At 68.3% G+C, this 21,370-nt stretch carries 23 protein-coding genes and 1 tRNA gene; 15 read left to right on the top strand and 9 right to left on the bottom strand.

From position 1 onward, the window contains the following. Positions 1 to 4: 4 nt before the first annotated feature. Both GLO27_RS06915 and GLO27_RS06910 read left to right on the top strand, forming a co-directional pair. Positions 5 to 649: an FMN-binding negative transcriptional regulator gene (locus GLO27_RS06915; RefSeq protein ID WP_021200525.1), complete on the top strand. Its 645-nt coding sequence runs from the start codon at positions 5 to 7 to the stop codon at positions 647 to 649. Continuing rightward, positions 646 to 2,142 carry an amidohydrolase family protein gene (locus GLO27_RS06910; protein ID WP_021200526.1) on the top strand — a complete coding sequence of 499 codons (1,497 nt, stop codon included), beginning with the start codon at positions 646 to 648 and terminating at the stop codon, positions 2,140 to 2,142. The genes GLO27_RS06915 and GLO27_RS06910 overlap by 4 nt, the downstream gene beginning before the upstream one ends. 75 nt (positions 2,143 to 2,217) lie before the next feature. On the opposite strand, the gene GLO27_RS06905 is transcribed toward GLO27_RS06910, so the two are convergent. Beyond that, a complete protein-coding gene (locus GLO27_RS06905; RefSeq protein WP_021200527.1) occupies positions 2,218 to 2,703 on the bottom strand; it encodes a DNA starvation/stationary phase protection protein in 486 nt (161 codons plus the stop codon). Between the two features lie 130 nt (positions 2,704 to 2,833). Between GLO27_RS06905 and GLO27_RS06900 the strand changes: the two genes are divergently transcribed. Further along, complete coding sequence (locus tag GLO27_RS06900) at positions 2,834 to 3,370, top strand: gamma carbonic anhydrase family protein (protein ID WP_021200528.1); 537 nt, start codon at positions 2,834 to 2,836, stop codon at positions 3,368 to 3,370. 30 nt (positions 3,371 to 3,400) lie between these two features. After that, positions 3,401 to 3,474 (top strand) — tRNA-Ile (locus GLO27_RS06895). A gap of 4 nt (positions 3,475 to 3,478) precedes the next feature. Here GLO27_RS06895 and GLO27_RS06890 read toward each other — a convergent pair. Continuing rightward, complete coding sequence (locus GLO27_RS06890; RefSeq protein ID WP_021200529.1) at positions 3,479 to 4,105, bottom strand: helix-turn-helix domain-containing protein; 627 nt, start codon at positions 4,103 to 4,105, stop codon at positions 3,479 to 3,481. A 106-nt stretch (positions 4,106 to 4,211) separates the two neighbouring features. Here GLO27_RS06890 and GLO27_RS06885 point away from each other — a divergent pair, with 106 nt between their 5' ends. Next, positions 4,212 to 5,456: a globin domain-containing protein gene (locus tag GLO27_RS06885; RefSeq protein ID WP_318387260.1), complete on the top strand. Its 1,245-nt coding sequence runs from the start codon at positions 4,212 to 4,214 to the stop codon at positions 5,454 to 5,456. Positions 5,457 to 5,574: 118 nt separating this feature from the next. Beyond that, positions 5,575 to 5,835, top strand: coding sequence for a DUF6458 family protein (locus GLO27_RS06880; protein WP_021200531.1), 261 nt, complete (start codon positions 5,575 to 5,577; stop codon positions 5,833 to 5,835). A gap of 44 nt (positions 5,836 to 5,879) precedes the next feature. Here the strand turns inward: GLO27_RS06880 and GLO27_RS06875 are convergent, their stop codons facing one another. From GLO27_RS06875 to GLO27_RS06865, 3 genes are all read right to left on the bottom strand, one after another. Further along, complete coding sequence (locus GLO27_RS06875) at positions 5,880 to 6,197, bottom strand: hypothetical protein (protein ID WP_021200532.1); 318 nt, start codon at positions 6,195 to 6,197, stop codon at positions 5,880 to 5,882. 168 nt (positions 6,198 to 6,365) lie between these two features. Further along, positions 6,366 to 7,280 (bottom strand): helix-turn-helix domain-containing protein, encoded by a 915-nt coding sequence (locus tag GLO27_RS06870; RefSeq protein WP_021200533.1) that lies wholly within the window; start codon positions 7,278 to 7,280, stop codon positions 6,366 to 6,368. Between the two features lie 101 nt (positions 7,281 to 7,381). Beyond that, positions 7,382 to 8,107 carry an exonuclease domain-containing protein gene (locus GLO27_RS06865; RefSeq protein ID WP_167254158.1) on the bottom strand — a complete coding sequence of 242 codons (726 nt, stop codon included), beginning with the start codon at positions 8,105 to 8,107 and terminating at the stop codon, positions 7,382 to 7,384. Positions 8,108 to 8,173: 66 nt separating this feature from the next. On the opposite strand from GLO27_RS06865, the gene GLO27_RS06860 reads away from it, so the two are divergent. After that, on the top strand, positions 8,174 to 9,073 hold the full coding sequence (locus GLO27_RS06860) for an alpha/beta hydrolase (protein ID WP_021200535.1): 900 nt from the start codon (positions 8,174 to 8,176) through the stop codon (positions 9,071 to 9,073). Here GLO27_RS06860 and GLO27_RS06855 read toward each other — a convergent pair. Then, positions 9,045 to 9,518, bottom strand: coding sequence for an Lrp/AsnC family transcriptional regulator (locus tag GLO27_RS06855; RefSeq protein WP_021200536.1), 474 nt, complete (start codon positions 9,516 to 9,518; stop codon positions 9,045 to 9,047). The two genes, GLO27_RS06860 and GLO27_RS06855, sit on opposite strands and share 29 nt — an antisense overlap. 171 nt (positions 9,519 to 9,689) lie before the next feature. Here GLO27_RS06855 and pdhA point away from each other — a divergent pair, with 171 nt between their 5' ends. Genes pdhA through GLO27_RS06840 form a run of 3 tightly spaced genes read left to right on the top strand, consistent with a single transcriptional unit; the run spans position 9,690 to position 13,170 of the window. Beyond that, the gene (gene pdhA / locus GLO27_RS06850; RefSeq protein ID WP_167254156.1) at positions 9,690 to 10,811 is read left to right on the top strand and encodes a pyruvate dehydrogenase (acetyl-transferring) E1 component subunit alpha; all 1,122 of its coding nucleotides are present in this window, start codon (positions 9,690 to 9,692) and stop codon (positions 10,809 to 10,811) included. Continuing rightward, positions 10,808 to 11,818 (top strand): alpha-ketoacid dehydrogenase subunit beta, encoded by a 1,011-nt coding sequence (locus GLO27_RS06845; RefSeq protein ID WP_021200538.1) that lies wholly within the window; start codon positions 10,808 to 10,810, stop codon positions 11,816 to 11,818. The genes pdhA and GLO27_RS06845 overlap by 4 nt, the downstream gene beginning before the upstream one ends. Continuing rightward, positions 11,815 to 13,170, top strand: coding sequence for a dihydrolipoamide acetyltransferase family protein (locus GLO27_RS06840; protein WP_167254154.1), 1,356 nt, complete (start codon positions 11,815 to 11,817; stop codon positions 13,168 to 13,170). Before GLO27_RS06845 ends, GLO27_RS06840 begins: the two co-directional genes overlap by 4 nt. Here GLO27_RS06840 and GLO27_RS06835 read toward each other — a convergent pair. Continuing rightward, positions 13,163 to 13,771, bottom strand: a complete 609-nt coding sequence (locus GLO27_RS06835; RefSeq protein ID WP_021200540.1) for a TetR/AcrR family transcriptional regulator — start codon at positions 13,769 to 13,771, stop codon at positions 13,163 to 13,165. The two genes, GLO27_RS06840 and GLO27_RS06835, sit on opposite strands and share 8 nt — an antisense overlap. 110 nt (positions 13,772 to 13,881) lie before the next feature. Between GLO27_RS06835 and GLO27_RS06830 the strand changes: the two genes are divergently transcribed. Genes GLO27_RS06830 through GLO27_RS06810 form a run of 5 tightly spaced genes read left to right on the top strand, consistent with a single transcriptional unit; the run spans position 13,882 to position 19,830 of the window. After that, positions 13,882 to 15,435, top strand: a complete 1,554-nt coding sequence (locus tag GLO27_RS06830) for a carboxyl transferase domain-containing protein (RefSeq protein WP_167254152.1) — start codon at positions 13,882 to 13,884, stop codon at positions 15,433 to 15,435. 11 nt (positions 15,436 to 15,446) lie between these two features. Continuing rightward, positions 15,447 to 17,378, top strand: a complete 1,932-nt coding sequence (locus tag GLO27_RS06825) for a biotin carboxylase N-terminal domain-containing protein (protein WP_167254134.1) — start codon at positions 15,447 to 15,449, stop codon at positions 17,376 to 17,378. A gap of 2 nt (positions 17,379 to 17,380) precedes the next feature. Beyond that, positions 17,381 to 18,529, top strand: coding sequence for an acyl-CoA dehydrogenase family protein (locus tag GLO27_RS06820; RefSeq protein ID WP_136024879.1), 1,149 nt, complete (start codon positions 17,381 to 17,383; stop codon positions 18,527 to 18,529). Between the two features lie 9 nt (positions 18,530 to 18,538). After that, positions 18,539 to 19,027 (top strand): MaoC family dehydratase, encoded by a 489-nt coding sequence (locus tag GLO27_RS06815; RefSeq protein ID WP_136024880.1) that lies wholly within the window; start codon positions 18,539 to 18,541, stop codon positions 19,025 to 19,027. Next, entirely contained in the window at positions 19,024 to 19,830 is an 807-nt protein-coding gene (locus tag GLO27_RS06810) for a CoA ester lyase (RefSeq protein WP_167254132.1), read from the top strand. Before GLO27_RS06815 ends, GLO27_RS06810 begins: the two co-directional genes overlap by 4 nt. A 32-nt stretch (positions 19,831 to 19,862) precedes the next feature. Here the strand turns inward: GLO27_RS06810 and GLO27_RS06805 are convergent, their stop codons facing one another. Both GLO27_RS06805 and GLO27_RS06800 read right to left on the bottom strand, forming a co-directional pair. Beyond that, positions 19,863 to 20,450: a histidine phosphatase family protein gene (locus tag GLO27_RS06805; RefSeq protein ID WP_021200546.1), complete on the bottom strand. Its 588-nt coding sequence runs from the start codon at positions 20,448 to 20,450 to the stop codon at positions 19,863 to 19,865. Further along, positions 20,447 to 21,286: a Sir2 family NAD-dependent protein deacetylase gene (locus GLO27_RS06800; protein ID WP_021200547.1), complete on the bottom strand. Its 840-nt coding sequence runs from the start codon at positions 21,284 to 21,286 to the stop codon at positions 20,447 to 20,449. Before GLO27_RS06800 ends, GLO27_RS06805 begins: the two co-directional genes overlap by 4 nt. Positions 21,287 to 21,370 lie beyond the last annotated feature (84 nt).

The raw sequence follows: 21,370 nt of genomic DNA, 5'->3' as shown, positions 1-21,370 counted from the left end.
TCGAATGCGACAGAATCCCAGCTTCACGCTGGCCGACGTGACCGAGATCCGCCGAGTGATCGAGGCGAATCCGTGGGCGACGATCATGAGCGCGGGCGATGACGGACTCGTCGCCTCCCACTACGCCGTTCTCCTCGACGAATCGCGCGACGACCTGACCGTCGTCGGGCACGTCGGCCGTCCGGACGATCTCATCCACGGCATGGGCCGGCGAGAGATGCTCGCGGTGTTCCAGGGTCCACACGGTTACGTGTCTCCGGGCTGGTACGGCGATGTCGCCGCCGTGCCGACGTGGAACTACACCGCCGTGCATCTGGCCGGCGTGCCTGAGATCCTCACGGACGAAGAGAACCTCGTCGTCCTCGACCGGCTGGTGGAGCGATTCGAATCGCGGATGCCGGAACCGAGGCGTATGTGGGAGCGTCCGAACGACCCGGGATACATCGAGCGGCTCGCTTCGGGGACTGTCGGCTTCCGGTTGACGCCGACCCGCGTCGTCGCCAAGAGGAAACTCAGTCAGAACAAGCCGCCGGAGACGATCGAGACGGTGATCGCCGCGCTGTCGACCGACGGACCGTATTCCAACCCGGCTCTCGCCGCGGAGATGCGGCGCGCACAGGACGCGCGCCGAGGAGGACCACAGCAGTGACAGAACGCGGAGCGGCGATCGACACCATCACGGCCGTGCGGATCGCGGGCCCCGGGCGCGAATTCCTGATGGATGACGAGCCCGTGGACATCTTCATCGCCGACGGGCGCATCGTCGACATCGCGCCGACCGGTGCATTGCCGGCGCGGGGCGAGGTCATCCGCGGTGATGGCGCCTGGGCCGTTCCGGGGCTCTGGGACAACCACGTGCACACGGTGCAATGGGCTCTGGCATCGGAACGAGCGCCGCTCGGTCACGTGGAATCCGCCGCCGCTGCCGCCGCGGCGATGAGCGGCGTGGCCCCGTTGCCGGATGGACGTCGTGTCGGCACCGGTTTCCGCGACGCCCTGTGGTCGGATCGGCCCTCACTCGACCTCCTGGACGCGGCGACCGGGGACATCCCGACCTACCTCATCAATGCCGACGTCCACAGCGTCTGGCTCAACACCGCGGCGCTCGCTCGTGAGGGGTTCCGGAGCGACGATGGTGTGCTCCGCGAGACCGACGCCTTCGAGATCTCGCGGCGCCTCAACGCGGTCGACGCCGCCCATGGCGACCGCGCCATGATGCGCGCTGGAGAGCAGGCCGCCGCGCGCGGCATCACCGGCCTGGTCGACTTCGACATGGCGTGGAGTGCGGAAGCCTGGCCGCGACGGGTCCAGGCCGGCTTCGTCTGGCACCGTGTCGAGTTCGCGGTCTACCCCTTCGACCTCGACCGTGCGATCGGCGCCGGGTTGCGCACGGGAGAACTCCGCGAGGAGCACGACGTTCCGACACCGGGTAGAGGCCTGGTCCACGTCGGGCCGCTGAAGATCATCACCGACGGTTCGCTGGGCACGCGAACCGCCGCCTGCTCGCACTCCTATCCCGGTGACCCCGACAACTTCGGGATGCTCACCGTGCCTTCCGATGAACTCGTCGCGCTCCTGACCCGGGCGACAGGCGCTGGTCTGGGCGTGGCCGTGCATGCGATCGGCGACCGGGCGATCACCTCGGCGCTCGACGCCTTCACCACCACGGGCGCCGTCGGGTCGATCGAACATGTGCAACTCGTCCGACACAGCGATCTCGCGCGGTTCGCGCGCCTCGGGGTGGTCGCCAGCGTCCAGCCGCAGCACGCCGTGGATGACCGTGATCTGGTGGATCGCCACTGGGCGGAGCAGACCGCGATCGGCTATCCGCTGGCATCGCTGCGCGATGCCGGCGTGCACCTGCGTTTCGGATCCGATGCACCCGTCGCCGAGCTCGACCCCTGGCACGCCATCGCGGCTGCGGTATCGCGCACCGACGACGCGCGGGAACCCTGGCATCCGGAAGAACGGATCACAATCGACCAGGCGCTCGAGGCGAGCGTGCGTTCGTCGGTGCGTCCGGGCGAGCCCGCCGACATCGCCCTCTGCGCTGCAGATCCTCGCACGGCGACAGGGGCGGACCTGCGATCCATGCCCGTTCGCTCCACGATTCTGGCCGGATACGTCACCCACATCGGCTGATCTTCCGCACGCACGAAGCGCGCACGAAGAAGGGGCGATCCTCGGAGAACCGAGGATCGCCCCTTGCCGATCAGATCAGGCGGCGATGTGCGAGACCAGGAACCAGCGGTCCTTCTCGAGGCCGCGCTGGATCTCGATCGCGACGTCCTGGCTGGTGAGGTCGACCTCGTCGAGGCCGTCGACGGCGGCCTTGACGTCGACGAGGATCGCGTCGATGTCAGAGATGACGGCGCGGATCAGTTCGTCCGACTGGGCGAAGCCGGCGGCGACGGAGGTGGTTCCCGCCTTGTCGGCGACTGCGTTGACGCGAGCGTCGATCGGCAGACCGAGCGCGACGATCCGCTCTGCGGCGGTGTCTGCGAAGTCACCGGCGTGGGCGACGATCGTGTCGAGCAACTCGTGGACGCCGATGAAGTTGGCGCCGCGGACATGCCAGTGTGCCTGCTTGCCGTTGATCGTCAGCGCCTGGAGGCCGAGCACGACAGGGGAGAGGAACTGGGCCGCCCCTGCAGCCACGGTCGGGTCGATGGCGGTGGTGGAAACGGTCTGTGCCTTGCTCATCTTGTGCTCCTCTGGAACGGGTTCTCGTATCTGATGAAGACAACGCTACTCAGCCTCATACATTCCGCAAGCAAGCTGAGGCTCGGCTCACTTCCGCGTGATTCCGGGGAAGTGAGGGTAGTCTCGCCTCATGAGCATCGCGTCCGGAGCCTCTGTCCTCGCCCTGCCGAACAGCACACCGTCGATCGACGCGACGGCTTTCGTCGCAGACGGGGCGCGCATCATCGGTGAAGTCTCCCTCGCCGCCGGTTCCAGCGTCTGGTACAACGCCGTGCTTCGTGGCGACTCGGCCGGGATCGTCATCGGTCCCGGCTCGAACGTGCAGGACAACGTCTCGGTGCATGTGGATGCCGGACACCCGGTCGTGATCGGTGCCAAGGTATCGGTCGGACACAATGCGGTCGTCCATGGCTGCACGATCGGCGACGGCACGCTGGTCGGCATGGGATCGGTGATCCTCAGCGGTGCGGTGATCGGTGAAGGCTGCCTCGTCGCCGGAGGCGCCGTCGTACTCGGCGGGACGGAGATCCCCGCCGGTTCCCTCGTCGCCGGTGTTCCCGCGAAGGTGCGTCGGGCACTCAGTGACGAGGAGCGTGCGGGACTCATCGCCAACGCCGACATCTATCTGGGGCACTCGCAGACGCACTCATCGGCTACCTCGGCCTGACGGCCCCGGCCGCTAGGCTGGGAGGAGTACGGGGCGGTGGCCAAGCTGGTTAAGGCAGTGGGCTCATAACCCAACGATCGCGGGTTCAAGTCCCGCCCGCCCTACTCCTCAGCCACGACCGCTCCCGGGTTCCCTCCGCCCGAGCAACAGCCGGCATTGCCGCGGCGAGACGAACGGATCCAACCGCTGCATCTCGAGCGGCCCGTCGCTGAGCTGGAGCACGTCGCGGACGAGCTGGGCGTGAACGTCGCAGACGAGCGCCTGATCTTCCGCCAACAGCCCTTGATAGCGGCACGGAGCCAAGTCGAAGCGCAGCGCCGCTTCATCGACGACGGGGTCCAGACCGGCGTCGTCGAGGTGTTCGTAGAGGACGTCGACCTGACGCAGGGCGTCCTCCTCGAGCGCAGTCGGGGCATCGTCCGTCACGGCTCGGAGCATCCGCCCCCGCTCGCTCGCCCCGTCGACGCGCGAGCGCGTGACGGTGTTCGATGTCACGTCGCGCACAGGATGGAAGACGACGGACGGACGCCCTCGACCGCCGGACCTTCGTGTCTCACTGCGGATCAGCCCCTCGTCCTCCAACACCCGCAGATGATCCCGGACGGTGTTCAGCGGGATGCCGCTCTCCTCGGCGAGCGCGCCGGCGCGCCGGCCGGGCGCCTGTTGTATGGCGTGCAGCAGCTGGAGTCGACGCGGCTGAGTGAGTCCTCGGAAGTCATGGGCGCGACGGGGCATGTGGCGAGGATAGGCGGGCGCGAACAGTCCTGGACTCCTTTCCACCGGAAATAACCCGGTGAAAGACCCGGCGCGTACCCTCGCCGCGGGAAAGGGTGGGAGAACCATGACGATGAAGAGAAGGGAAGTCATGAAACTCTCAACGGAGTCCGAGGCGGTCGTGCGTGCGACCGCGGGAGTCGTCGCGCAGCATGCGGACGAGATCACGACGCTGTTCTACCGCGAGATGTTCGCCGCACATCCGGAACTGCTCCGTGTGTTCAATCCTGCAAACCAGGCGATAGGCGAGCAGCCCAAGGCGCTGGCCGCATCGGTGGTTGCGTTCGCCGTCCACCTCATCGACCCCGAGGCCCCCGATTTCACGCCCGTCATGCGCCGGATCGCTCACAAGCACGTCTCCCTGGGCATACAGGCACGCCAGTACACGATCGTCGGGCACCACCTCCTCGACGCTGTCCAGACGGTCCTGGGCGATGCCGTCACCCCCGAGGTCAGAGCCGCCTGGGACGAGGTCTACTGGCTCTTCGGCTGCTCGCTCATCGCGGAGGAGGCGAAGCTCTATGCGCAGGGCGGAACCGATCCCGAGCAGCCGTGGCGCACACACCGCGTCGTGGAGCGCGTGGTGGAGTCCGACGACGTCATCTCCCTGCTCCTCGCTCCCGTGGAGGGGGCAGTGGCCTCGCACCGTACCGGCCAGTACGTCGCCATCGCCGTCGACCTGCCGGATGGCTCCCGACAGCCGCGCCAATACACGATCTCCTCCGGGCCGCGAGGCGATTCGCTGCGGGTGACGGTGAAGCGGGTACGCGGTGAGGGCGGCCTGCCCGACGGCCTGGTGTCGACCTGGCTGCATGAGCACGCGCATCCCGGAACAGTGCTCGACGTATCGCAGCCGGCAGGCGATGTCGTGCTCGACGACGACGAGCACCCGCTGATCCTGGTGTCGGCGGGTATCGGCATCACTCCGATCGCTGCGATCGTCGAGGACCTGTCGCGACGTTCTCCCGGCCGCACTGTGCGGCTCTTCCATGCGGACCGCGCCCACGACACGCACGCGCTGTATCCCTCACTTCGTCGTCAGGTGCTCGCGATGGACGACGCCAGGGCACAGAACTGGTACGCGAAGGACGCAGACGGGGCCCCGACCCTGCATCCCGCTCTTCCGGGCAGGATGGACCTCACCGATGTGGAGCTGCCGGAAGACGCGGTCGTGTTCATGTGCGGACCCCTCGAGTTCATGCGGAACGCGAGAGCGACCCTTCTGCGCCGAGGAGTGCCCGCTGAGCGGATCGCCTACGAGGTCTTCGGCCCCGATCTCTGGCTGCAGCAGCCCGCGACCGACGCCGCCTGAGGTCTCCGCACACAGGGGAGGAGGGGAACGGGCGCGCGGATGTCAAGCCCCTCCTCGGCGGTGCCGCACCACGCCATGCTTTCGATGTGCGGCACCGCGCCGCAGAACGGGAGGCACCATGAGCATCGGCAGCGGAATCGCGCTCTTCGTGATCGGGGCGATCCTCGTCTTCGCAATCAACGTCGACGTTCCCTGGGTCGACCTCGACATGGTCGGCTACATCCTGATGGGGGCCGGCGTCGTCGTCTTCCTCATCGGCATCGTGCTGCTCGCACGTCGGCGTCGCACCGAGACGGTGTCGCGCACCTTCGTCGATCCCGCCACCGGAGAGCCGACGACGCGTCGCTCCGTGAGCACCAGCGGCGACGAAGCGGTGTGAGCCCAGCCGCTGACGGCGTCCAGCTCGGAGGGTGTCGGGCGCCGTCAGTCGGCGGTGACGCTCTCGAGATGTTCCTCGACGAGCGTGATGCCACCGCTCGAACTCGCGGAATGAGCCAGCTCTTCGATCCACCTTCTGCTCAGCTCCGGCGTCTGTGCGTCCTGGAAGACGAAGCGGAGCGGGATCGAGGGATGCAGCCACAGGGTGGAACGTCCGGGCGCATCGCCGTCCGGGTGCCGCCACGAGAGGGTGAAGCTCTCGTTACGACGGAGCTTGGTGGCGATGACCACTTTGAGATGCGCGAGCGCGCGGTCATCGATGTGGATGGGAGTCTTCGCGTCGCCGTAGTAGAGGCTTCCCATCAGCGTGGGGACGATTCGTGGGGGTGGCGCGCGTGGACCATGGTTCTCCTCGGGGGCGTGCTCGCAGGACCGAGGTCCGGGACACTCGAACTCTAACCGCAGATCGCTCCGACGCCCCGCGCTCGCCCCCGACCCGCCGAGCGACGCGAAGAGAATATTCGTTCCCTGTCAGGTCGATGGCAGTGCGGGCGCCATCCCGTACGCCTCGCGGTAGGCCGAAGCGAACCGCGAGGAGTTGCTGAAGCCCCAGCGTCGAGCGACCTCGCCGACCGAGCGACCCCGACCGTTGCGGAGATCACGATGGGCGCCGTCGAGGCGCGCCCGACGCAGAGCATCCGCAGGCGTGATATCGAGCGCGCGCCGGAACGCGTATTGCAGACCGCGAGTGGAGATGTAGGACGCGGCCGCGACGTCGTCGATGGTGATCGCCAGATGCGCGTTCGCATCGATGTAGGCGAGCGCTCGGCGAACGGCCGCCGGTGCACCGGCGCGCTGCGCCGGGCGCCGCAGCGATTCGGAGAATGTGGTCGGGAACGCCGAAAGCGTGATCATCAGGGCATGGCGTTCGAGCTCGGCGACGAGCAGATCGTCTGCGATCCCGTCCCGCAGGGACTGGTCGAGGTAGGCGAACATCCGCTCCCACCGTTGGGAATCCATGACGGAGTGCGGCGCGAGTCCGGTCGTGCGAAGCTCTCGCCGATCGTCGCCCGTGATCTGCCGCGCTCTGCTCTGCGCGGCCTGATGGTCGAAAACGATGGCGCGAACGCGAGCCGACCGGTCCCATCTGGCCTCGACCTCAGTGCCGTCCGACATCCAGACGGCCTCGGCGTCCAAGGAAGCGCGCCCCGACCAGACGCGCGCGTCCGGGGCGTCCACACGGCACACGAGCAACTGATCCTGCGGCTCGGCCCGCGAATGCACCTGAGCGGAAAGGCGATAGTCGACGAACGACGCGGTCTCGAGTTCCTCGGATCGCCAGTCGAATCGAAAGCTCCGCGGATCAGCATTCTGCAGAGAGGCCGAGGGAACGAACTGCTGCCACGTGGACTCGACCCGTTCGAGATCGACGGACGTGAACTGCATGGGCTGCTCCTCGTGCTTCGCGCCCTGATCCCACTCGAGGGCGCACCATCTGGAGCGTATCCCACGACACCTGATTCCGAGCCGAGGAGCAGCGACGCACGTCACTCCACGATGGGGCCGGCGTGCCGCACCGGCCAGCGTCCATCGAGCATGTCATCGGGTTCCAGACGTCCGATGCTCACGAAGTACTCGGTGAGGTTGGCTGCCTGCGAGCGGGCCCAGCCGATCTGGTGCGTGTGGAGCTGTACCGGATTCTCGGGGAGACGGAACTGACGGGCGAGCGCCTGCGCCACGCGCCCGGCGGCGATCGCATCCGCAGACGCTTCGTGGGCGCCCTCCAACGGGACGGCGTAGTGCGCCGCGACCACCTCGAGCGTGCGTCGACCGCGCCGGTAGCGGTCATACGCCTTGTCGATGACGAGCGGATCGATCACCGGTGCGGGGTCGGTGAGCGGGTCGACCCCGTGCCGAGCGGCTTCGCAGGCGAGCAGCGAGAAGTCGAACGACGCGTTGTATGCGACGACCGGCACACCCTGCCGGAACAGGGACCGCAGGGCAGCAGTCACTTCGGCGACCACCTCAGGGACGGGCCGCCCGTGGGCTCGCGCGTGCGCTGCCGTGATCCCGTGCACCGCGGTTGCGCCGTCGGGGATCGGCACACCGGGGTCCGCAAGCCACGAACGGGCCGCGACCTGTCTGCCATCGGCGTCGAGGATGCCGACGTAGGCGGTCACCACGCGGTCCGACTCGACGTCGACTCCGGTCGTTTCCAGATCGAACACCCCGACACGGGTGAGCCAGGCAGGAAGCGGGGGACCGACTGGCATGGCTTCACGCTATGGTCGGCCGCGGACATTCAGGAGAAGGCGCACGGCGACTCGTAGACTCTGAGGATGACCGTGCCTTCCCCGTATGCGGACCGTCTTCGTCGTCTGCCCGTGCAACGCCACGAGGTCGAGGTGCGCGGGGCGACCACGGCGTACTGGGCGTATGGACCCGAAGACGCCGGGACGACCGTCGTCGCGGTGCACGGCTTCCGGGGCGAGCACCATGGCCTCGAACCGGTGCTCGCATACCTCCCCGAGGTGCGGGTGATCGCGCCCGACCTTCCGGGCTTCGGCGAGTCGGCCCCGCTGCCGGGACGCCGTCACGATCTCGACGAGTACGCCGGATGGCTCACCGACTTCGCCACCGAGGTCGCACCCGGCGCGGTCATCCTCGGCCACTCCTTCGGGTCGATCGTGACGGCCGCGGCGGTGGCCCGCGGATTGCAGACTCCGCGCCTGATCCTCGTGAACCCCATCGGTGCCCCCGCGCTCGAGGGACCCAAGGGGCTCATGACGCGCCTGGCCGTGTTCTACTACGCCCTCGGCGCCCGGCTCCCGGAGAATCTCGGAACCGCGCTGCTGCGCAATCGGATCATCGTGCGGGTCATGAGCATCACGATGGCCAAGACGAAGGACCCCGAGCTCCGGCGGTTCATCCACGACCAGCATGACACCTACTTCTCCCGGTTCTCCGATCGTGATGTGCTCCGCGATGCCTTCGTCGCGAGCGTCTCGCACGACGTCCGCGAGTTCGCGCCCGACATCGACGTTCCGACGCTCTTGGTGGCAGCTGAACGCGACGACATCACGCCGATCGAAGCGGAGCGGAAGCTGGCGACGCTCTTCCCGGACGCCGGGTTGGTCGAGATCGCCCACGTCGGGCATCTGATCCACTACGAGACGCCGGCGGAGGCCGCAGGGGCGATCCGGCGCTTCCTCAGGATTCCCGTCGTGCGAGGCCGATGAGGCCGGCCACACGGAACGGGATCACCTCGCCCATGGCGAGTGAGGTCTCGGTGCGTTCCACTCCCTCGATCGACAGGATGCGCGCGTCGGTGTCGAAGAGGTGACGCGCGTCGCGACAGGCCACGCGTGCGAGCAGATCGATCGATCCGCTGAGCCCATGCGCCTGCACGACTTCGGGAATCCGGGCGAGTTCGTTGATGATGCGAGGAAGCTCCGTCTGGCGGACGCCGATGCTCACGAACGCCTGCAACGGGAATCCGAGCACGTCCGGCGAGAACGACCTCTCGTAGGACAGGAAGATCCCGCTCTGCTCGAGACGTGCCATCCGCGCCTGGATCGTGTTGCGGGACAGGCCCAGGCTCTCCGCGAGCGCGACGATCGTGGTCCTCGGGTCGTCAGCGAGTGCGGCGAGAAGCTCGAGATCGATGCGGTCCAGTCCTGGCATAGTGCCAAACCTTAGCAGGAGCCTTCCGTGCCAAATTGAGCAACATGCTCAAGCCCTTTCAGAATGCTTGAGCGAGGTGTTGAGCAGACGTACTCTCAGACCATGCCGGTGATGACGCTGGCATCAGTGCGCGGAGCCTCACGAGGGCCGCCGAGGACGAGGAGGACGACGATGTCACCGCAGATCACCCCCATCGCAGACACCGCCCAGGATCTGGAGCTCTCGGAGCGCATCCTGAATCCGGACGGCAGTCGCATCGCGAACCCTCGGCTGGATCCTTTCGTCGCCGACATCGACAGTGCGCAACTGCGTTCACTGCTGCGGGACATGGTCATCCTCCGGCGGATCGACGCCGAAGGCGTCGCCCTGCAGCGCCAGGGACAGCTCGGCCTCTGGGCACCCTGCCAGGGGCAGGAGGCGACCCAGATCGGCACGGCACGCGCCATCGCGCCGGAGGACTACGTGTTCCCGAGCTACCGGGAAACCGGGGTCATCTACGCGCGCGGCGCCCAGCCGGGCGACTATGTGCGCATGTGGCGCGGCGAGGAGGGCGCCGCTCACGATCCGGCCGCACTCGGAGTCGCGCCCTTGCAGATCATCATCGGTGCCCAGACACTGCACGCCGTCGGCTATGCCTTGGGCATCCAGCACGATGGCGCCAAGGAAGTCGCGGTCACGTACTTCGGCGACGGTGCCACCAGTCAGGGCGATGTCAACGAGGCGATGATCTTCGCCGCCTCGTACCAGGCCCCCGTGGTCTTCGTCTGCCAGAACAACCACTGGGCGATCTCGGAGCCCGTCTCCGTGCAGTCGCAGTATCCGATCGCCGGGCGGGCTCCGGGGTTCGGTATCCCCAGCGTCCGCGTCGACGGCAACGATGTGCTCGCCTGCATGGCTGCCATGCGCTGGGCCCTCGATCATGCACGTGCCGGCAAGGGGCCCGCCTATATCGAGGCGGTCACGTATCGAATGGGGCCGCACACCACGGCCGATGACCCGACGCGCTACCGTGACCAGGACGAACTCGAATCCTGGCGCCGACGCGATCCGATCGCACGGCTGGAAGCCCATCTGCGCGCCACGGGAGATCTGACCGACGAGCACCTCGCCGAGACCCAGGCGGCAGCAGACGCGGTGGCGAAGGAGATGCGCGCCGCATGCCTCGGCATGGTCACGCGCCCGCCCCTCGCGGTCTTCGACGGCGTCTACGCCGAACCGCACACCGGGCTCGAGCGTCAGCGTGGTGAGTACGCCGCGTACCTCGCCTCCTTCGAGGGCGAGGCCGGCGCATGACCGAACTGACCCTCGGAAAGGCGCTCGGCGCGGGACTGCGTCAGGCGATGCGCGACGACGACAAGGTGGTGCTGCTCGGAGAGGACATCGGGAAACTCGGTGGCGTCTTCCGCATCACCGACGGGCTGCTCGACGAGTTCGGCGCAGCGCGGGTGATCGACACTCCGCTCGCGGAGTCGGGCATCGTCGGAACAGCCGTGGGCCTGGCGTTCCGCGGTTATCGGCCGGTGGTCGAGATCCAGTTCGACGGCTTCGTGTACCCCGCGTTCGACCAGATCGTCGCTCAGGTCGCGAAGCTGCACTACCGCACCCAGGGCCGGGTGAAGATGCCGATCACCATCCGCATCCCGTGGGCAGGAGGCATCGGCGCCGCCGAGCATCACTCGGAGTCCCCGGAGGCCTACTTCGTGCACACGGCCGGTCTGCGCGTGATCGCGGTCTCGAACCCGGAGGACGCGTACCGCAGCCTGCGACAGGCGATCGCCTCCGACGATCCGGTGATCTTCTTCGAACCGAAACGCCTGTACCACCACAAGGGCGATGTCGACCTGGAGGCGCCGCTCGCGGACGCAGCGCCCATGGGACTCGCGCGCGTCGTGCGAACCGGGAACGACGCGACCCTGATCACCTACGGGGCGATGGTCTCCACGGCGCTTCAGGCGGCCGACGCTGCAGCGGACGAGGGCGTCTCTCTCGAGGTCATCGACCTCCGCTCGCTCTCACCGGTGGACTACGACTCGGTCGCCGCCTCGGTGCGCAAGACGGGACGCGTGGTCGTCGCCCACGAGGCCTCTCGCGAGGCCGGCGTCGCAGCCGAGGTGATCGCGAGCATCACGGAGCGCTGCTTCGAGTACCTCGAGTCGGCGCCGTTGCGCGTCACCGGACACGACGTCCCCTACCCGCCCGCAAAGCTCGAGAAGTATCACCTTCCCGATCTCGATCGGCTGCTCGATGCCGTCGACCGGGTGCTGGACCGACCGAACAGTCTGACGGGAGCAGGGGCATGATCGCGGAGTTCCGTCTTCCGGACCTCGGAGAGGGACTGACCGAAGCCGAGGTGGTGACCTGGCTCGTCGCCCCCGGCGACGCGGTCTCGCTCAACCAGACTCTCGCGGAGGTGGAGACGGCGAAAGCGGTCGTCGAGCTGCCCTCGCCCTATGAGGGCACGGTATCGGCCCTGCACGCCGAGGCCGGCCAGACGGTCGCCGTCGGTGCTCCGCTGATCGCCTTCGATGTGGTGGGGGAGGACGAGGATGGGCCCGCGCCCGCGTCGGATTCCGAGGAGAAGGCGCAGCCGAACCTCGTCGGCTACGGTGCCGCCCCCACGACCGCCGACCGCCCTGCGCGACGGGCACGGCGCATCGGAGCCACCCCGGCACCGGTCGACACAGCCGTTCTCGAGGCCGCACCGCATGACGCCACCCCCTCGGCAGCCGTGGATGCGGTCATCGAACGGCCGCGCTCCACCCCGCCCGTGCGCGCTCACGCCAAGCGTCTCGGCATCGATCTCGTGCTGGTCGCCGCCGACGTGGGGGATCGAGTCATCACCCGCCGCGACGTCGACGAATACGCAGAGCGGATCGCCCACCGCACGCCGCGTGCCGACGACCTGTCGTCGACGCCCACCCCGTCGAACGCGTCAGTGCTCACAGACGCGGAGCGAGAGACCCGCATCCCCATCCGCGGCGTGCGCAAGCACACGGCGGCGGCGATGGTGCAGAGCGCGTTCACGGCCCCCCATGTCACGGTCTTCCACACGGTCGACGTGACCGCGACGATGGACCTGTTGTCGAGTCTTCGCGACGATCGCGCCCTCAGCGCACACCGGATCGGCCCGCTCGCGGTGGTCGCGAAGGCCGTCTGTCTCGCTCTGAGCCGCACGCCCGGGCTCAACTCGCGTTGGGACGAGGCCGCCGGGGAGATCGTCCAGCACAACTACGTCGACCTGGGGATCGCCGCCGCGACGGATCGGGGCCTCATCGTCCCGATGATCCGTGATGCGGAGCAGTTGACCCTCGTCGGTCTCGCGGATGCCGTGAAGTCGCTGGCCGAGGTGGCCCGTGCGGGGAAGACCTCGCCGGCGGAACTCGCAGGCGGCACGTTCTCGATCTCGAACATCGGAGTCTTCGGCGTCGATGCCGGCACACCCATCCTGCCCCCGGGGCAATCCGGGATCCTGGCCGTCGGAGCAGTGCGGCGTCAGCCGTGGGAGCACCACGGCGAGATCGCCCTGCGGCAGATGATGACCCTCAGCCTCTCGTTCGATCACCGTCTGGTCGACGGAGCCGAGGGGGCGAGCTTCCTCAAGGATGTCGCCGACATCCTCGAAGAGCCCGGACGGGCGATGCTGCTCAGGTAGTCGCGCGCAGAGCCGCGTCCGCCATCGCGATCAGTACGGTCGCGGTGGCGGAATGCCGCCTGGCGGCGGCACGGGTGCTGTGCGGAGTCGAGTTGATGAGCCCGAAGCATGCCTGCACGCGCAACCGCAGCTCATCCTGATCCGCGCCGCCGCCCGGCGTCCCATGCAACGGCGACAAGGCTGCCATCCACAACTCGATGTACGCGCGCTGGAGGCGGCGGACCTCGGCCCGGTCCGTCTCGGAGAGGAACGCGACATCACGATCCTGCACCTGGATGACCTCGGCATTGCCCAGCGCGAACTCGACATGGAAGCCGATCAGCGCACGCATCCGCTCGTCGGGGGTCGGAGTTTCCTCGGAGACCTGCCGTCCACCGCGGATCAGATCCTGACTCACCTTGACGAGCACGGCCCCGAGCAGTGCCTGCTTGCCGGCGAAGTGACGGTAGACGGCCGGTCCGGATACGCCGACGGCAGCCCCGATGTCCTCCAGGCTCACGCCGCTGTATCCACGCGCGGCGAAGAGACGCGCGGCAGCGTGCAGGATCGCATCCGACCGTTCAGCCTTGGCGCGGTCTCGGGCGGTGACCGGGCTTGTCATCTCAGTTAATCCTCGCTAACCTGAATCAACGGGTTAGTGAACACTAACCGAAAGTGCATGCACCGCGCCAGGGCCCGCCCTCGCGGACGTGGGTCGAGGAGGACATCACGATGCCGGCAACCCAGGAGTCTCTCGCGCAAGACCTGCGAGACCGCCTCGCGACCGCGGCTCGCGGCGGACCGGAGGCGTCCCGCGAACGCCACGTCGCGCGCGGCAAACTGCTCCCGCGGGACCGCGTCGCTCGGGTGCTCGATGAAGGCAGCCCGTTCCTGGAAGTCGCCCCCCTCGCGGCCGACGGCCTGTACGGGGGAGAGGCGCCCGGTGCCGGGGTGATCGCCGGGATCGGACTCGTCCACGGTCGCCACGTCATGGTGGTCTGCAACGACGCGACGGTGAAGGGCGGCACGTACTACCCCCTCACGGTCAAGAAGCATCTGCGTGCGCAGGAGATCGCCCTCGAGAATCGCCTGCCTTGTCTGTACCTGGTCGACTCGGGAGGCGCCTTCCTCCCGAAGCAGGACGAGGTCTTCCCGGATCGGGAGCATTTCGGCCGGATCTTCTTCAACCAGGCGCGTATGTCCGCCGAAGGGATCCCTCAGCTCGCCGCAGTTCTCGGTTCCTGCACGGCGGGTGGCGCCTATGTCCCCGCCATGAGCGACGAGACCGTGATCGTCCGCGGCCAGGGAACGATCTTCCTCGGGGGGCCGCCCCTGGTGAAGGCCGCGATCGGCGAGATCGTGACCGCAGAGGAACTGGGCGGGGGAGAACTGCACGCACGACGCAGCGGTGTGGTCGACCATCTCGCGGAAGACGACGAGCACGCCCTCGAGATCCTGCGCGATATCGTCGCCACGCTCCCCGCACCCGCAGCTCCGGCCTGGGACGTGGCGCCCAGCCGACCGCCGTCCGAGTCCTCCAGCCTCTACGACGCGGTTCCCGTCGACGTGAACGCCGCGTACGACGTGCACGAGGTCATTTCACGCCTCGTCGACGGCGACACATTCCTCGAGTTCAAGCCCGAGTACGGCACGACCCTGGTCACCGGTTTCGCCCGACTCCACGGTCATCCCATCGGCATCGTCGCGAACAACGGCGTGCTGTTCAGCGAGTCCGCGCTCAAGGGCGCCCACTTCATCGAGCTGTGCGATCAGCGCGGGATCCCGTTGTTGTTCCTGCAGAACATCACCGGGTTCATGGTCGGCTCCGACGCCGAGGCCGGAGGCATCGCGAAGGGCGGTGCGAAGATGGTCACTGCGGTCGCAAGCACACGGGTGCCGAAGCTCACGGTCATCATCGGCGGTTCTTTCGGGGCCGGCAACTACTCCATGTGCGGCCGTGCCTACTCGCCCCGCTTCCTGTGGACGTGGCCTGCGAGCCGCATCTCCGTGATGGGCGGCGCGCAGGCGGCGTCGGTGCTCGCCACGGTCAAAGAGGACCAGCTGACCGCGCGCGGCGCTGCCTGGAGCGGCGAGGACCGTGCGGCGTTCGAGGCTCCGATCCGGGAGCAGTACGAACACCAGGGCGAGCCCTATTACGCCACAGCCCGACTCTGGGACGACGGGATCGTCGACCCAGCACAGACCCGCGACCTCCTGGGGCTCTCCCTCGACGTCATCTCCCGCAGCCCGCTGCCCGAACCGCGCTTCGGCGTCTTCCGGATGTGAGTGTCTTGTCCATGACCACGACGTCGTCGTCGAACACCGTCTCCTTCCACACCGTTCTCGTCGCCAACCGCGGGGAGATCGCCCGACGGGTGATCCGCACCCTGCGCACGCTCGGGATCCGCAGCGTCGCCGTCTACAGCGACGCCGACGTCGCGGCACCCCACGTGCGAGAGGCCGATGTCGCCGTGAGAATCGGCCCGGCACCGGCTGCGGAGTCGTACCTCGACATCGATGCCGTCATCGCGGCGGCTCGGCGCAGCGGCGCGCAAGCCATCCACCCCGGCTACGGATTCCTCTCCGAGAGCGTCGGACTCGCCGAGGCCTGCGCCGAGAGCGGCATCGTCTTCATCGGCCCGTCGGTGGAGGCCCTGCAGATCATGGGCGACAAGGCACGCGCTCGCGAGCACGTCCTGCGTTTCGGCGTTCCGGTCGTCCCCGGTTTCGACGCCAAAGGCCTGTCCGACGTCGAGATCGCCGAAGAGGCGGAGAACGTCGGATACCCTCTGCTGGTCAAGCCCAGCGCCGGCGGAGGCGGCAAGGGCATGGAGGTCGTCGCCGACTCGACGGGGCTGCGCTCTGCGCTCGCCTCGGCCCGGCGCGTGGCGGCCGCGGCGTTCGGCGATGATGCGCTCATCCTCGAACGCCTGATCAGACGTCCGCGGCACATCGAGGTGCAGGTCTTCGGAGACGCGCACGGTACGGTCATCGCGCTCGGGGAGCGGGAGTGCACGCTGCAGCGACGGCACCAGAAGGTCGTCGAGGAGGCGCCGTCGGCAGGCATCCCCCCGCACACCCGGGAGCGACTGCTCGCAGCCGCCGTGCTGGCGGCTGAGAGCGTCGAATACATCGGGGCCGGCACGGTCGAGTTCCTCATCGACGCCGATGCGCCGGACGAGGTGTTCTTCATCGAGATGAACACCCGCCTCCAGGTGGAGCATCCGGTCACCGAGGAGGTCACCGGACTCGATCTCGTCGCCCTTCAACTCCGCGCGGCCGATGGGCTTCCGCTGGATGTCTCGCCGCGTCTGCGCGGTCACGCTGTGGAGGCGCGCGTGTATGCGGAATCGCCCGAGCGCGGCTTCCTCCCCTCCACCGGGAAGGTGCTGTTGTTCGAACCGCCCGTCGGTGTGCGCGTCGACGCGGCGATCGAGACCGGAAGCGAGGTGACCGGTTTCTACGATCCGATGATCGCGAAGGTGATCGCCTTCGCGGACGACCGTGCCACGGCACTCGCGCGCCTCGACGAGGCGCTCGCACGCACGGTCGTGCTGGGCGTCGAGACGAACATCGCGTTCCTGCGAACTCTCTGCCGGGACGCGCGCGTGATCGCGGGGGATCTCGACACGGGACTCATCGAGACCCTGCTTCCCCTCGACGCGCAGACGCCGTCGACCGCGCAGCTCGCAGCCGCGAAGGGTGCCTTCTCTGAGCTCCGCGCGCCGGTGCGGACCAGCCCGCTGTGGCGAGAGCTGCCGGGATGGCGCCTGGGGGCGGAGAACACGGTGGTTGTCCCGTTCGTCGCGCTCACGGATGACGACGAAGAGGTCGAGCTCCACGAGGCCCCGTCCCCACGATCTCGAAGCTCCGTGCGTGCCGCTGTCGACAGCGACGGCGCGGTCTGGGTGGCCGAGAACGGACACACGGTCCGCCTGCGTCCCCTCGACAGAAGGCAGCGGATGCGGCGTCGGCTGTCGGCGCGCGAGGCGGGATCCGGGGCGACCGAACCGGAGGGACGGGCCCCGATGCCGGGCAGCGTCGTGGCGGTTCACGCCGCGGACGGGGAGAGGGTCTCCGCCGGCGACCCTCTCGTCTCGATCGAGGCGATGAAGATGGAGCACCCGGTGCTCGCACCGCACGACGGTGTGGTGCACCTGCTGGTCGCGGTGGGCGATCAGGTGCGGCGCGACCAACCGGTCGCCCGTGTGACGACGGAGGAGAGCTGAACATGGAAGATCTGACCGAGGAGGAGCGCGAGCTCGCCGCCATGGTGCGGGAGTTCGCAGACACGGTCGTCGCGCCGCAGGCCTATGAGGCCGACCGCACCCATACGCTCTCGATGGACGTCGTGGCGCAGATGGGCGATCTCGGCCTGTTCGGCCTGCCGTTTCCCGAGGAGTACGGGGGACAGGGCGGCGACTACATGGCGCTCGGCATCGCGATCGAGGCGCTCGGCCGCGTGGATCAGTCCATCGCGATCACGCTCGAAGCAGGGGTCAGCCTCGGCGCCATGCCGATCTTCCGCTTCGGTACCGAGGAGCAGCGCCAGGAGCTGCTGCCCGATCTGCTCGCCGGACGGGCGCTGGCAGGCTTCGGCCTCACCGAGCCGGAGGCGGGCAGCGACGCCGGCGCGACCAGGACCACGGCCCGACTCGACGGCGACGAGTGGGTGATCGACGGCTCCAAGCAGTTCATCACCAACTCCGGTACCCCGATCACGCGCTTCGTCACGGTCACCGCGGTGACCGGGAACGAGGACGGTCGCAAGGAGATCTCGACGATCATCGTGCCCAACGGCACCCCGGGATTCACGGTCGAGGCCCCCTACGACAAGGTGGGCTGGAACGCATCCGACACGCATCCGCTGACTTTCGACGGGGCGCGGGTGCCCGCCTCGAACCTGCTCGGCACACGGGGGAGCGGCTTCCGCAGCTTCCTGAGCATCCTCGACGAAGGCCGCATCGCGATCGCAGCTCTCTCGACGGGGGCGGCGGAGGGCTGCCTGGAGGCGGCGGTGGACTACGCGAAGAGCCGCACGATCTTCGGCGCTGCGTTGAGCACGCGCCAGAATGCCCAGTTCACGCTGGCACGGATGCGCGCGCGGGTTCACACCGCTCGGCTCGCCTGGCATCACGCCGCGCGGTTGCGGGATGCCGGCAAGCCGTTCGCCGAAGCGGCGGCCATCGCGAAACTCGTCGGCGGAGAGGCCGCGATGGACAACGCCAGGGATGCGACGCAGATCTTCGGGGGAAACGGGTTCATGAACGAGTTCCCCGTCGGCCGTCATTACCGTGACTCCAAGATCCTCGAGATCGGCGAGGGCACCACCGAGGTGCAGCTCCTCGTCATCGCACGCGGACTCGGACTCGCCGGGTAGCGTGACGGTATGACCACGCACGACATCCTGCAGCGGGGGCTGTACTACGAGGAGTTCGCGGTCGACGGCCGCTACCTGCATCGCCCTGGGCGCACGGCGACCGAGGCCGACAACGTTCTCTTCACGACGCTCACGATGAATACGCAGGCGCTGCATCTCGACGCGGCCTTCGCCGAGGCCCAGGATCCGTTCCACGCGCGGCTGATGAACTCGATGTGGACGCTGTCGACGATGGTGGGATCATCGGTCGCGCAGCTGACCCAGGGAACTCTCGTCGCGCAGCTCGGTTTCGGCGAAGTGGCTTTCCCGCATCCGCTGTTCGCCGGCGACACGCTCTACACCGAGAGCGTCGTCGTGGAGAAACGGCTCTCCTCGTCCCGACCGGGGCAGGGAATCGTGAAGATCGCACACACCGGACGCAATCAGGACGGAACGGTGGTCGCCACTGCCGTGCGCTCGGTGTTGGTGCACTGCCTTCCGGAGGGTCCCGCCGCATGAGCTTCGACCTCGGCCCTGCTCTGCTGTTCTGCCCCGCCGATCGACCCGAGCGTTTCCAGAAGGCCGCCGAGCGCGCCGATGCGATCATCCTCGACCTCGAGGATGCGGTGCTCCCGGATGCGAAGGACGCCGCGCGCAGGAATGTCGTCGACGCCGATCTCGACCCCGGCCGCGTGATCGTGCGCGTGAATGCCGCGGACAGCGACGCCTTCGCCGCCGACCTCGCGATGCTGGCGAAGACGGACTTCCGCACCGTGATGGTGGCGAAGACGGAGAGCGCGGAGAGCCTCTCAGCGTTCGACGACCGTTACTCGCTGATCGCTCTGTGCGAGACCGCCCGTGGCGTGCACGCCGCAGACCGCATCGCCGCGCACCCACGGGTCACAGCGATGATGTGGGGGGCCGAGGATCTCGTGGCCTCCCTCGGTGGCACGTCGTCCCGGAATGCCGATGGGGGCTATCGCGACATCGCCCGCTATGCCCGCGCGCGCATCCTCCTCGAGGCTGGGGCCCGAGGCAAAGCCGCCATCGATGCCGTGCACATCGCTCTCGACGACGCCGAGGGCCTCGTTCGCGAGGCGCGCGATGCTGCCGCGTCGGGCTTTCGCGCGACGGCGTGCATCCATCCCAACCAGGTGGCGGCGATCCGGGCCGCCTACCGACCGGACGAGACGACCGTGGCATGGGCGCGTGCGGTCCTCCTCGCCGCAGCGGCAGAGCGCGGTGTATTCCGGTTCGAGGGACGGATGATCGACGAACCAGTGCTCCGGCACGCGCGCTCCGTCGTCTCTCGTGCCGGCTGATCGCCGCCTCGGCTGATCAGAGCAGCAGCTGATCAGAGGACCGGAGATTCCTCGAGCAGCCGAAGGTATCCGGGAGCTGCCACGAACCGATGCGCCGAGCCGTTCTGAAGGACCTGGCCGTCCCGGGGGAGGGTTCCGCCGGAGACGTGGTCGATCACGGCCCGGATCACTCCGCCATGGGCGACCACGATGACCGACTCCGCGCGAGGAGCGGACCGCCGGCGTGCGTCTCGGGCGATCTCGTGCAGCGCCGCGATGGCCCGTTCGCCGACCTCGTGCAGGGACTCGGCCCCGGGAACCTCCGCATGCCAATCCCCGTAGGTCCTGATGTAGTCCGGCACGAGCATGCCTTCGCCCTCGCCGAACTCGCGCTCACGGATGTCGGGGACGACTCCGGTGATCTCCAGCCCCAGCCGATCCGCGATGATCTCCGCCGTCTCCCTCGCTCTCAGCAGGGGGCTGGTGTAGACGGCATGATGCGTACCGGCAGCGAGCCTCTCCGCCGCCCACCGCGCGTCGTCGCGCCCCGTCTCGTTCAGCGGGATGTCGGTGGAGCCTTGGATGCGCTTGGCGAGGTTCCAGTCGGTCTGACCGTGGCGGACGAGGGTGAGGTGGGTCACGAGAGGAGTTCCTGGAGTGCGGGGAGCACGTCGCTGGTGCCGGCGGCGATGGTGAGGTGCGCCCAGGCATCCGCGCGCGTCGGCTCACGGTTGACGATGATCAAGGGGATGTTGCGGCGACGGGCGCGCTCGACGAGACGCACGCCGGAGTTGACGACCAGCGAGGAACCCGCGACGATCAGTGCGGTGCTGGAGCGCAGCAGCGACTCGGCGGCACGGAAGCGGTCCTGGGGAACGTATTCGCCGAAGAAGACCACATCCGGCTTGAGCGTCCCTGCGCACACCGTGCACACCGGGACGATGAACCCCTCCGTGCTCTCAGGCAGGACGTCGCCGTCGGGAGCGAGCGCGATGTTCTCCGGCACCGTGATCCAGGGGTTGAGCTCCTCGATCTGCACGGCGACATCGCGGCGGTCGAACACCTGGCCGCACTTGAGGCAGAGCACGCGGCGCATCGTCCCGTGCACCTCGATCACGTGCGAGCTCCCGGCTCGCAGATGCAGACCGTCGACGTTCTGCGTGATGACTCCGGATACGGTGCCCCCGGTTTCGAGTTGCGCCAGCGCGATATGTCCCGGGTTCGGCTCAGCTCGGGCGAACGCGCGCCAACCGAGATGGCTCCCGACCCAGTACCGACGCCGCGCGGCCTCATCGCCCAAGAATGTCTGGATCGTCATGGGATCGCTGCGGGTCCTGGCGCCTTCACCGCGATAGGCGGGGATACCGGAATCGGTCGAGATACCGGCGCCGGTGAGAAGTGCGATGCGCTTCTCGCGCAGCAACTCGGCGGCGTGGGCGATGGTGGCCGACAGCTCGGCGGGATTCGACACGCTCACGGGACCTCCTCGAGCGAGTCTACGGTGCGGGGACGGACACGGCGCCCGCCGACGGGGCGTCAGCGCGCGCCGACGCCGTGCGAG

Origin of the sequence: Microbacterium sp. Be9 (genome assembly GCF_011754135.1) — a bacterium.
Lineage (GTDB): Bacteria > Actinomycetota > Actinomycetes > Actinomycetales > Microbacteriaceae > Microbacterium > Microbacterium maritypicum_A.
The sequence above is the reverse complement of the archived record's forward strand: the minus strand, read 5'-3'. Positions and strand labels throughout refer to the sequence as shown.